This window comes from Verrucosispora sp. WMMC514 (assembly GCF_027497295.1).
GTDB lineage: Bacteria > Actinomycetota > Actinomycetes > Mycobacteriales > Micromonosporaceae > Micromonospora > Micromonospora palythoicola.
The window spans coordinates 3442282-3453793 of sequence record NZ_CP114906.1 but is presented as its reverse complement, the minus strand read 5'-3'; the positions used below and the strand labels follow the sequence as shown (position 1 = coordinate 3453793).

The window sequence follows — 11512 nt, the reverse complement described above, 5'->3', positions numbered from 1 at the left end:
CCGCACGGGCGGGACACCGGTGCCGGCTCAAGGCCCTTCACCTGCGTGTTCCTGCCCACAGCCGGATAATTTGACGTCGGGTCGTCGGGGCCGGAAGCATACCCGCGGAACAGCCGGCGGCAGGTCGCCGGGCGGGAAGGCGACTCATGGCGACACCGGTAACCAACCCCTGCGTGGTCACTCGACGCGGCGTACTGGCCGCAGCGGCGGGCACCCTGCTGCTGGGGGCCTGCGGGCGGGACGGCGGCCGGGAGAACGCCGTCACCCGGCCCGCTCCCGGTCACGAGTTGGTCGTCGGTGCCACGCTTGAGCTGAGCGGTCCAGGTGCCGCGCTGGGGGTGCTCCAGCAACGCGCGCTGGCCATCAGCGCGGCGGCCCTCAACGAGAAGGGTGTGGCGGTCGGCAACCTCCGCCGGACGGTCCGCGTCGAGGTGCTGGACAATCGCAGCAACCCCCGGCTGGCCGCCCAGCAGGCGACCGAACTGGGCCGCCGGGACGACGTGCACGCCCTGCTCGGAGCCACTCTGGCGGAAACCTCGATGTCCGTGATCGGGGTGGCGCAGAAGCTCCGGCTACCGTTCGTGTCGTTGGCGTTCGGCGACTCCATCGCGGTGCCGCTGGCCCAGCGGGCCTTCGTATACAAGGTCACCCCGGACGCCGGAGACGTGGCACGGCGGCTCGCCCAGTTGGTCAGCGCCGAAGGGCTACGCCAGGTGGTGCTGCTGGCCGAGGACGGGCTGCACGGCGATTCGGGTGTCCGGGCCATGCGGGGCGCGCTGCGGACCGCGGAGGTGGGTCTGGCCCGCACCGTACGGCTGCCGACCGGCAAGGCTGGCCTGGCCCGCGCAGCGGAACAGGCCGTCGCGGCCCGCGCCGACGGTGCGGTGGTGTGGGCCACCGCACCCACGTCCGGTGCCGCCGCACGGGCGCTACGCGCCGCCGGACACGACGGTGAGTTGTTCTTCGACGCCGGGGCGGTGGCCGAGGAGACCCTGGAAACTGCCAATCTGGCCGCCGTCGAGGGTGCCTACGCGGTCCACCCGTCCTCGCTGGGTGGCTCCACCATCGCCAACAGCAGCGCCACCGGACGCGCCTACCGCGACCTCGTCTCGGCGTACATCCGCGCGCACGGCAGTTACCGTGGCTTCGCTCCGTACGCCTCGGACGCGCTGCTGCTGATCAGCACGGCGGCCCGGTTGGCCGACAGTGTGGACCGTGGTCGGCTGCGGGCGTACCTGCAGAACCAGGTCACCGACGGGCTGGCCGGCATGTACTCGTTCACACCCATCCGACACAGCGGCATGGACCGCCACTCGCTGGGGGTTTACCGCGTCGACGGCGGGGCCTGGAACCGGTTCAGCTGACGACGGTGGGCACCCTGGGGCGTCCACCGTCGTCATCCGGTCACCAACCAGCGCCCGGCGTCGGCGGTAGCCGTCACCGGGCGCTGGTGCCGATCGTCAGGCGGGCGCGACGGCCCGGGAGCGACGCATTGTGAGCACGTACTCGACAAGCGAGATCAGCACGTGCTTGGTCGACTCCCGGTTCCGGGCGTCGCAGGCCACCACCGGCACGTCGCTGGAGATGGCGAGCGCCTCCCGGACGTCCTGCGGATCGTGGTACTGCATCCCGTCGAAGCAGTTGATGGCCACCAGGTACGGCAGCCGCCGGTGCTCGAAGAAATCGATCGCCGCGAAGCAGTCGGCCAGCCGACGGGTGTCCACCAGCACGACCGCGCCGATCGCACCCCGGACCAGCTCATCCCACATGAACCAGAAGCGGGTCTGACCCGGCGTACCGAACAGGTACAGGATCAGGTCGCGATCGATCGAGATGCGGCCGAAGTCCATGGCCACCGTGGTCGTCGTCTTGCCCGGCACCTGCCGGGTGTCGTCGACGCCGACTCCGGCGGAGGTCATGATGGCCTCGGTGGTCAGCGGCGTGATCTCCGAGACCGAGCCGACCAGCGTCGTCTTGCCGACGCCGAATCCACCGGCGATAACAATCTTCGCCGACGTCACGCGCCCGCTCGGGGCCGGCGGCCGGTGCGACATGTCAGAGCCTGCGAAGTCCACTCAGCACCCTCTCCAGCAATTCAGTGCCCACCGCGTCGTCCGAGTCGTCCAGGATGGTCGGCTCGTGGACCGCGACCAGGCCGTCCGTCGCCATGTCGGCGATGAGCACCCGGGCCACGCCGAGCGGAAGCTGCATGCGCGCCGCGATCTCCGCGAGCGACTGCACGCGTCCGTCACACAGCGCGGCGATGTACTGGTGCTCACGGCCTTGGCCACCATTGCCAGTGGCAGCGGCCCGACCGCGCACCGTCGTCTCGACCAGCGCCTCCAGGGCGATGTCGAGGCGGGGACGGGTACGACCGCGGGTCACGGCGTATGGACGGACCAGCGCGCCGGTCGGCTCGTCACGATCAGCCATGTTGCCGTTCACCTCCTTCGTACCCGGCACCGGTTGGACCGGTGCTACCCGTCGTATGCAATGTTCTCGCCCCGCCTGCCCCCACCGGCCGGCGCGACGATCAGCCCATCATCCCCACAGCCGTACGCGGCTGTGGGGTCAGGGCGTCGCCCACCCGGTCGACGAGCAGGGCCATCTCGTAACCAACCTGTCCCACGTCGCAACTACGCGCGGCGAGCACCGCGAACGACGAGCCGTCGGAAATCGACATCAGGAACAGGAAGCCATTGTCCATCTCGACCACGGTCTGCAGCACGGCGCCTCCCTCGAAGCAACGGGCCGCACCCTGGGTCAGGCTGACCAGGCCGGAGGCGATCGCCGCCAGCTGGTCCGCCCGGTCCCGCGGAAGGTCTCGGGACGACGCCAGGAGCAGGCCGTCCGCGGAGACGGCGACCGCATGCGCGACACCGGGCACCCGATCGGCGAAGTTGGCAAGCAGCCAACCGAGATCCTGCGTACTAGTCATCCTTCTTGCTCCTTCTGCCCGCTCCCGGCCACCGGGCCAGAGCCAGACTCCGAGGATTGCTGCCCGCCCGGAGTTCCGTCCGGGCCGGTCGGGTTGCTGTCCGAGGGGTGACTGCGTCCCCGTTGGACACCCCGGTGGTAGGCGGAGAGCAGACCGCGTACCGATTCCGGGTTACGGCGCTGCACCGAGGTGGTGGGCTTCTCCACCGCGCCCGGTACGAGCTGTGCCATCGGCGTACGCTTCGGCAGCCCGGTCTCGGTGGTGCCAGCCGGTGGCGCCTGGCTGGCGGCGGTGGCCGCCCGCCAGCCGTCGTCGGCAGCGGTCCGCCAGATGTTCTCCTGCGGTGTCGGGCGGTGCGCGGGCGCGCTGTCGGCAGCGCCGGACCGAGGCCCGCCACCCGCTGCCGCGCCGTTCCCGCCGGACGCGCCCGCCCCCGTCGGAGTCTGTGCCATCGGTGCGTTACCTGTCGTCCCGGTCTGGGTCTGCTGGGCTGGCCGATTGACGACGTCGACCGTGGAGAGCTGCTGGGTCGTCGCGCCGGCCGTGGCCGACTGACGCGCGCCCGCCGACTCCTCCGGACCCGGCCGGCGGGTACGGAACCACGCCGACTCCAGCTCCCGGAAGATCGGCAGTTCCATCGTCTCGTCGGCGTACCGCTGCCGGTTCTGGGCCTGCGGCGGCGTCGGCGTGGTCGGCTGGTTCTGCGTGGGGGCGGGACGCGCAGCCGGCGTCTGGCGCTGCACCCGAGGCAGTTCGGTGGTCATGTCCAGGGCGGCGGCCAGCCGCTCGGGCACGGGCGGGGCGGCCGACTCCCCGGCCACCGGCGGCCACGCCGGAGGCGCCGAGGACGTGCCGGCGCCGGGTGCCGCCGAGACCGGCCGCTGCGGCAGCGGGTTGCCGGGCGGAGTCGACACGGGTGAGCCGGAGACCGGCGAGGCCGACACGGGGTGACCGGAGACCGGGGCCGCCGAGACCGGCGGGGCCGAGTACGGCGTACCGGAGACCGGGGGCGACGACACCGGGGGCACCGGCGGAGCGTACGGCCCTGCCTCGGGGCTGCTCGGCAGCTGGCGCGGGATGGACGGCGGCTGACCACCCGGCTCGTCGGTGGACCGACGCTGCGGCAGCGGGTCGATCGGATGACCGTTCGAGGTGAGCGGGGCGAAGCCGTTGCCGTTGCCGTTGCCGCCGTTGCCGTTGCCGCCGGTGCCGCTGGCACCGGTCAGGTCCGACCAGGCGGGCAGGTTGCCGCCGCCCACGGTGGTCGGCGTTCCGGAGCCGTTGCGGCTGGCCGGATCGAAGGGCCGACCGCCAAGGGTCACCTGGTTACCCGAGCTGCCGGGCGTACGCGCGGCGGGCGGGACCGGCGGGTGCGCGCCGTTGCCGAGCGCCGCCAGCGCACCGAACGCCGGGGCCGGTCCGGACGAGGGGCCGGCAGCGGCCGGCAGCGCGGCGGGCTGCTGCTGCCCGCGGCCGGACAGGGCCCGGGGGACCAGCACGGTCGGCGGCAGCGTGACCTCGGCGACGGTGCCCCGGTCGCTGCCCGGGCGCAGCTCGACCTTGACGCCGTGCCGGGAGGCCAGGCGGGCGACCACGACCAGACCCATCATCCGGGAGACGGCGACGTCCACCTGCGGTGGTGTGGCCAGCCGTTCGTTCAGTTCGGCCAACTGCTCGCCGCTGATGCCGATGCCCCGGTCCTCGACGTACAGCGAGGCACGGTCACCGACCCGGCGAGCCTCCACCAGCACCTGGGAGTCCGGCGGCGAGAACGCGGTCGCGTTGTCGAACAGCTCGGCGACGAGGTGGACGAGATCGTTCACCGCGTGCGCGGCGACCTCGATGTCCCGGTCGATCACCCCGAACTCGATCCGGGTGTAGTGCTCGACCTCGGACTGGGCGGCCCGCAGCACGTCGATCAGGGCGGCCGGTTCGCGCTGCACACGGGTCGAGTCGGCGCCGGCGAGGACCAGCAGGTTCTCGTCGTTGCGGCGCATCCGGGTGGCGAGGTGGTCCAGCTGGAACAGCTCCGCCAGCCGGTCCGGGTCCTCCTCGCCACGCTCCAACCGGTCGAGGTGGCCGATCAGCCGGTCGACCAGGATCTGCGACCGACGGGCCAGGTTGACGAACATCGTCGCGACCGACGAGCGCAGCGCGGCCTGCTCGGCAGCGGTCCGGACCGCCTCCAGGTGGACCGCGTTGAACGCCTCGGTCACCTGGCCGAACTCGTCCTTGCTGCGCACCGGCAGCGGTTCGGCGATCTGGTTGGCCAGCTGTACCGGCGAGAGCTGCCCGGTGACCTGCGGGTCACGCAACCGGGCCACGGCCTGGGGCAGCCCGTACTGGGCGATGGAGAGCGCGCCCTGACGCAGCTCACGCAGCGAACGGGCCATCGACCGGGCTACCAGGAAGGCCAGGAAGATGGCCAGCAGCAGCATCGTGAGCAGCAGGCCGGTCTCCAGGAAGACCGTGCGCTGCACCTCGGAACGCAGCTCACCGGCCTGCTCCACCACGTCGGAGTCGAACTTCGACTCGACCGAGCGGATCAGCTTGCCGTTGGCGACCAGCGCCTCGTCCCACTGCTGAGGGGTGAACGAGATGCCGGCGAGGTTCTGCGAGTTGTCGGCGTTGACCTGGCTGATGTAGATCGTCGCCTGCCGGCGGTCGCCACCGCCGATGGTCTGGGCGTGGAACTCGGCCTCCGCCTCGGTGGCCACCGCGTCGAAGCTCTGCTGCGCCTGCTGCTGACCGGTCTCGCTGGAGATGTAGTCGGTGCGCAGGGTCGAGCTCATGCCGCCCGCGATCAGCGCGCGGTGCACGACCACCCGGCGGACGGAGAGCCACTCCTTCTCCCGGGCGACCGCGGCGGCGGCCCGCATCCGGTCGCTCAGGTCGTTGTCACCGGCCAGCTGACTGGCCGAGTCACGAATGGTGAGCAGCTGGTTGATCAGCTCGTCGTAGGACTGGAGCGCGTCGGTGATCCGGAACTTGCCGTTCAGCACCTGGCTGCGAGCACCCGGCAGGTCACCGAGCCCGTCGTCGATCTGGCCGAGCAGCCCGTTCAGGCTGACCGGCAGGTCGGTGAGGTCGGACCGCTGCCGGGAGTAGGGCGCCTTGTCCTGGTCGACCCGCGCCGCGACCTCGTTGTAGCGGGTGGCCGCCGCCTCCTTCTGCGCCGCGGTGCTCCGCTGCGGATCCAGACCCAGCAGCAGCACGGCCGCGGTCCGCTCGTCCTGCAGGCCGTCCACCAGCTCACCGGAGTGGCTGATGAGTTCGGCCAGGTCGCCGGCGCGGTTCGCGTCGTTGAGCGCGTCCAAGTGGTCGACCAGACCGCTGGTACCCACGACGACCGTGGCGATGGTCGGCACGATCATGATGAGACCGAGCTTGGACCAGATCGGCATGTCGCGGAGCCGACCTGCGGGCCGGCGTAGACGCGACAGGAGAGAACCTGCCGTCTTCGGCCGTTTGCTCACGTCACCGCCCTCGTGATTGCAGCGTCCGCGTTGCCCCCGGACAACGCCCAGCAGCCGACCCGGCGGGTCGGACCATCCGAGATTCCATCACGCCGCCACGGAAAGAGAAAGCCCAGGTTGGCCCCAGCCGGAGGTGTGATGAGATGTTGATGCAATTTGATCGCGTTCCGTCTGTTCGGAGTTACTAGAAGTAATGAGCAGTCCGCACCGAGTCGTCCTCCTGGCCGGCCCTTCCGGCTCCGGAAAGTCGTATATAGCGCAACAAACCGGGCTGCCAGTGCTCTGTTTGGACGATTTCTACAAGGACGGCGATGACCCAACGTTACCGAGACGGAACGGTCAGATCGATTGGGAGTCGCCCGATTCGTGGGACGCCGAGGCAGCGGTGGAGGTTATTGACCAATTGGTCCGGCACGGTCGGGCGGACGTGCCGGTATACGCCATCAATGAGGATCGACGGGTGGCCACTCGGCGCTTCGAGCTGACCAGTTCGCCACTTTTCGTGGCCGAAGGGATCTTCGCCGCCGAGATCGTCGGGGAGTGCCGGCGACGCGGGCTCCTCGCCGGGGCGTACGCCCTGCGCCGGCCGCGCAGCGCGACCTTCCTCCGTCGGCTGGCCCGGGATCTCGCCGAGCAGCGCAAGGGCCCCCGGGTCCTGCTGCTGCGCGGCCTGGCACTGCTACGCGCCGAGCCGGCCGTCCTGCGTCGGCAGACCGGGCTCGGTGCGGAGGCCGCCCGGGGTCGGGACGTGCTGCGCCGGGTGGCGGGTCTGCTCGCCGCCGGCCATCCGCCGCGGACCGGCTGACCCGGCCCGGACGTCCGCTCAGCCCAGCAACTTCGCGTACGCCGGCTTGATCACCTCGTCGATGATCCGTAGCCGCTCGTCGAAGGGGATGAAGGCCGACTTCATCGCGTTGATCGTGAACCACTGGAGCTCGCGCCAGCCGTAGCCGAACGCGTCCACGAGCAGCGCCATCTCCCGGGACATCGAGGTGCCGCTCATCAACCGGTTGTCGGTGTTGACGGTCACCCGGAAACGCAGATCCCGCAGCAGCCCGATCGGATGCTCCGCGATGGACGCGGCGGCACCGGTCTGCACGTTCGACGACGGGCACAGCTCCAGCGGGATCCGCTTGTCCCGCACGTAGGCGGCCAGCCGGCCGAGCTGGGGCCGCGGGCCGGGGGTGACATCGTCGACGATGCGGACCCCGTGGCCGAGGCGGTCGGCGCCACACCACTGGATCGCCTGCCAGATGGAGGGCAGCCCGAACGCCTCACCGGCGTGGATGGTGAAGTGGAAGTTCTCCCGCTGGAGGTACTCGAAGGCGTCCAGGTGGCGGGTGGGCGGGAAGCCCGCCTCGGCACCGGCGATGTCGAAGCCCACCACACCGTGGTCGCGGTGCCGTACGGCCAGCTCGGCGATCTCCTGCGAACGAGCCGCGTGCCGCATCGCGGTGAGCAGCGTGCCCACCCGGATCGGCGTGCCGGCCTCGGCGGCGAGCGCGCTGCCCTCCACGAAACCGGCCAGCACCGCCTCGACCACCTCGTCGAGGGTCAGGTTCTGCTCCAGGTGCTGCTCCGGAGCGAACCGCACCTCGGCGTAGACCACCCCGTCGGCGGCCAGGTCGAGGGCGCACTCCCGAGCCACCCGGCGCAGTGCGGCACCGGTCTGCATCACGGCGACGGTGTGCGCGAAGGTTTCCAGGTAGCGCTCCAGGGAGCCCGAGTCGGCCGCCGCCACGAACCAGCGCCCCAACTCCGCCGGATCGGTGCTGGGCAGAACGTGTCCGATCTCCTCGGCCAGGTCGACGATCGTCGCCGGACGCAGGCCGCCGTCCAGATGATCGTGCAACAACGCCTTCGGTGCCCGGACGATGTCCTCGTAGCCGACCACCGTGCTCATCGCCGCTCGTCCCGCTCACAACCCATGCTCCCGACCCTAGTCGCCCCGTCCGGTCGGCGACCCGCGCAGGGCGTGTGTCGGGGCTCTCGGCCACCGGGACGGCCACGACGTACGCCCTAGACTCGACGCGTGAGACAGCCGTGATGGATTCCCGCGTCGTGGCCCGGCTGCGCTGTCCCGTCTGCCACGACCCGCTCGCCGAGGCCGTGGCCGGCGGATCCCGGTCGTTGCGTTGTCCGCGCCGGCACAGCTTCGACATCGCCCGGCAGGGCTACGTCAATCTGCTCACCGGCCGGGCACCACACAGCGGCGACACCGCCGAGATGGTCGCCGCTCGGGCGGAATTCCTGTCCACCGGCCACTACGACGTCATCTCCGCCGCCCTCGCCACCGCCGCCGACGCTGGCCTCGCCGACGCCGCCCCCGACCCGGTTGCCGGCGCGTACCCGCTGGTGGTGGACGCGGGCGCGGGCACCGGCCGGCACCTGGCGGCGGTGCTGACCGCCGCGCCGGGGGTCGTCGGTCTCGCGCTGGACATCGCCAAACCGGCGCTCCGCCGGGCCGCCCGCGCCCACCCCCGGATCACCGCCGCGCTGGCCGACACCTGGCAGCGACTCCCGCTGGCGGACGCCTCGACGGCGCTGCTGCTGAACGTCTTCGCACCCCGCAACGGCGCCGAGTTCCGCCGGGTCATCGCCCCCGGCGGACGGCTGCTGGTGGTGACCCCGGCCGACGACCATCTCACCGAACTGGTCGCCGCACTCGATCTGCTCCGGGTCGACCCGGCCAAGGCGGACCGGGTGGCGGCCAGCCTGGCCGGGCACTTCACCGAGGAGTCGACGACCGTGCACCGGCGGGAGCTGACGCTGTCCCGCACGGACGTGACCACCCTGGTCGGCATGGGTCCGAGCGCCTGGCACACCGACCCGGCGGGGCTGGCCGCCCGGATCGACACCCTCGGCGAGCCGGTCCGGGTGACCGTCGCGGTGCGGCTGGGGACGTACCGTCCGGCCTAGGTGGAGAGGTCGACCTCTTCCCAGCCGGGGGGCTCGTCGTGGTACGGCCCGCGCAGGATCACCGCCCACTCCAGCGCCCACCGACGTTGACCGATCGCGTTGGCGTCCACCAACCCGGGCAGGCTCCGGCCGGCGCGGCTCACCTCCAGGTACGACCAGTCCAGGCAGTAGTGCAGGTCGAGCAGGGCCGCCGCGTCCGCCGGATGCTGCGGCGCGGCCAGGATCCGGGACCGCCACTGCCGGAAGGTCTCCCCCTCGGCGATGTGCGGCAGCCGCTCCACCAACCGGTCGTCGGCCGGCATGGTGGGATCCAGCTGCTTGGTCAGGCCGAGCACCCAGGCCAGCGAGAACAGGGCGTCGTGATGCAGCACGAAGGAGCGGTGGTCGCCCTTGGCACCGGTGACGAACTGGAACTCCGGCGGGGTGACCATCTCCACCAGATGCGAGGCGAGCAGCCAGCTCATCGCTGCCTGCGGTGGCATGCCGAAGCACCGGGCCAGGATCAGGTGCAGCACCGCGATCCGCGCCTCGATCTCCGCCGTCGGCCGTAGCTCGATGTCATCGCCCGGTTCCCAGACCAACGGAAACTGCGGCGGCGGCAACGGCAGCCGCAACCGGGCCAGTTCCTCCAGGCTCGCCTCACGCACCTCGCGGGGGTCGGGGGCAGGCACGATCACGGCAACATCCCTGTCTGATAACGACGTCTCGGCGCCGACGGTCCCCCCTGGCCTGCGACAATAGCGGTCCTCACGCTCCGACACCATGGCCGGGGCCCGGGTTTCGTCACTCGACGCGTTCGATCACCAACGGCGTCGCGGCCGGTGGTCGAGCGGCGACGGTCACCGCCCGCGCGGCCTCCGCCAGCGCCGCCGGGATCAGCTCCGACCGCTCGGCCCGCAGCTCGTAGAGGGGGTCACCGGCCCGCACCGGGTCGCCGGGGCGCTTGTGCAGCAGCACCCCGGCCGGCACGCTCACCGGGTCCTCCTTGCGCGCCCGACCCGCACCCAGCCGCCAGGCGGCCACCCCGATGGCGTACGCGTCGACCGCAGCGACGTGACCGTCCGTGTCGGCGCGGACCACCTCGACCTCGGTCGCCTCGGGCATCGGTGCGTCCGGGTCACCGCCCTGCGCCCGGATCATCGACCGCCAGACGTCCATCGCCCGCCCGTCGCGAAGCGCGGCGGCCGGGTCGGCATCGGGCAGCCCGGCCGCGTCGAGCATCTCCCGGGCCAGCGCCAGGGTCAGTTCCACCACGTCGGCCGGCCCGCCACCGGAGAGCACCTCCACCGACTCGGTCACCTCGATGCCGTTGCCGATCGCCCGGCCGAGCGGGGTGGACATGTCGGTGAGCAGGGCGACGGTCCGCACACCGTGCGCGCCGCCCAGCTCCACCATGGTCCGGGCCAGCTCCCGGGCGTCGTCGACCGACTTCATGAACGCACCGGAGCCCACCTTGACGTCGAGCACCAACGCCCCGGTTCCCTCGGCGATCTTCTTGCTCATGATCGAGCTGGCGATCAGCGGGATGGCCTCGACGGTGCCGGTCACGTCACGCAACGCGTACAGCTTGCGGTCGGCCGGAGCGAGCCCGGAGCCGGCCGCGCAGATCACCGCGCCGACGTCCCGCAGTTGGGCGGTGAACTCCTCGTTGCTCAGCGCCGCCCGCCAGCCCGGGATCGACTCCAGCTTGTCCAGCGTGCCGCCGGTGTGGCCGAGACCGCGCCCGGACAGTTGGGGAACCGCGGCTCCGCAGGCGGCCACCAGCGGGGTGAGCGGCAGAGTGATCTTGTCACCGACCCCACCCGTCGAGTGCTTGTCGACGGTCGGCCGCGCCACCGAGGAGAGGTCGAGCCGCTCGCCACTGGCGATCATCGCGGCCGTCCACCGGGCGATCTCCGGGCCGGTCATCCCGTTCAGCAGAATCGCCATGGCCAGCGCCGACATCTGCTCGTCGGCCACCACCCCCCGGGTGTACGCGTCCACCACCCAGTCGATCTGCCCGTCCGACAGCACCCCCCCGTCCCGCTTGACCCGAATAACGTCAACCGCCGCAAAACCACTCACCTTTGAGTCCAATCACTATTCACGCAGCCGGCAAGCCGCCCATCGATCGCAACGGACGCACGTAGCGCACGACGTGGAGGCGACACCCGCAGCAATGGACGCACGGACCGCACCA

10 protein-coding genes are annotated in these 11512 nt (G+C 71.6%); 3 read left to right on the top strand and 7 right to left on the bottom strand.

The window, feature by feature from the left end; genetic code table 11:
* Positions 1-146: 146 nt before the first annotated feature.
* Positions 147-1364 carry an ABC transporter substrate-binding protein gene (locus O7597_RS16185; protein WP_281580044.1) on the top strand — a complete coding sequence of 406 codons (1218 nt, stop codon included), beginning with the start codon at positions 147-149 and terminating at the stop codon, positions 1362-1364.
* A gap of 96 nt (positions 1365-1460) precedes the next feature.
* Here the strand turns inward: O7597_RS16185 and O7597_RS16180 are convergent, their stop codons facing one another.
* From O7597_RS16180 to O7597_RS16165, 4 genes are all read right to left on the bottom strand, one after another.
* Entirely contained in the window at positions 1461-2054 is a 594-nt protein-coding gene (locus O7597_RS16180) for an ATP/GTP-binding protein (RefSeq protein ID WP_155215169.1), read from the bottom strand.
* A 1-nt stretch (position 2055) separates the two neighbouring features.
* A complete protein-coding gene (locus O7597_RS16175) occupies positions 2056-2433 on the bottom strand; it encodes a DUF742 domain-containing protein (RefSeq protein ID WP_091634396.1) in 378 nt (125 codons plus the stop codon).
* Between the two features lie 100 nt (positions 2434-2533).
* Positions 2534-2938, bottom strand: a complete 405-nt coding sequence (locus O7597_RS16170; protein ID WP_013731521.1) for a roadblock/LC7 domain-containing protein — start codon at positions 2936-2938, stop codon at positions 2534-2536.
* On the bottom strand, positions 2935-6414 hold the full coding sequence (locus O7597_RS16165; protein WP_281580043.1) for a nitrate- and nitrite sensing domain-containing protein: 3480 nt from the start codon (positions 6412-6414) through the stop codon (positions 2935-2937). The genes O7597_RS16170 and O7597_RS16165 overlap by 4 nt, the downstream gene beginning before the upstream one ends.
* Before the next feature lie 460 nt (positions 6415-6874).
* Here O7597_RS16165 and O7597_RS16160 point away from each other — a divergent pair, with 460 nt between their 5' ends.
* Positions 6875-7219, top strand: coding sequence for a hypothetical protein (locus tag O7597_RS16160; protein ID WP_269739879.1), 345 nt, complete (start codon positions 6875-6877; stop codon positions 7217-7219).
* A gap of 18 nt (positions 7220-7237) precedes the next feature.
* On the opposite strand, the gene O7597_RS16155 is transcribed toward O7597_RS16160, so the two are convergent.
* Complete coding sequence (locus tag O7597_RS16155; RefSeq protein WP_281580042.1) at positions 7238-8317, bottom strand: adenosine deaminase; 1080 nt, start codon at positions 8315-8317, stop codon at positions 7238-7240.
* A 143-nt stretch (positions 8318-8460) separates the two neighbouring features.
* Between O7597_RS16155 and O7597_RS16150 the strand changes: the two genes are divergently transcribed.
* Positions 8461-9333 (top strand): putative RNA methyltransferase, encoded by an 873-nt coding sequence (locus tag O7597_RS16150; protein ID WP_269739881.1) that lies wholly within the window; start codon positions 8461-8463, stop codon positions 9331-9333.
* Here the strand turns inward: O7597_RS16150 and O7597_RS16145 are convergent.
* Together O7597_RS16145 and O7597_RS16140 are read right to left on the bottom strand one after the other, a co-directional pair.
* Positions 9330-10010: a DUF4272 domain-containing protein gene (locus tag O7597_RS16145; protein ID WP_269739882.1), complete on the bottom strand. Its 681-nt coding sequence runs from the start codon at positions 10008-10010 to the stop codon at positions 9330-9332. The two genes, O7597_RS16150 and O7597_RS16145, sit on opposite strands and share 4 nt — an antisense overlap.
* Before the next feature lie 106 nt (positions 10011-10116).
* On the bottom strand, positions 10117-11397 hold the full coding sequence (locus O7597_RS16140; RefSeq protein ID WP_269739883.1) for a thymidine phosphorylase: 1281 nt from the start codon (positions 11395-11397) through the stop codon (positions 10117-10119).
* Between the last annotated feature and the right edge of the window lie 115 nt (positions 11398-11512).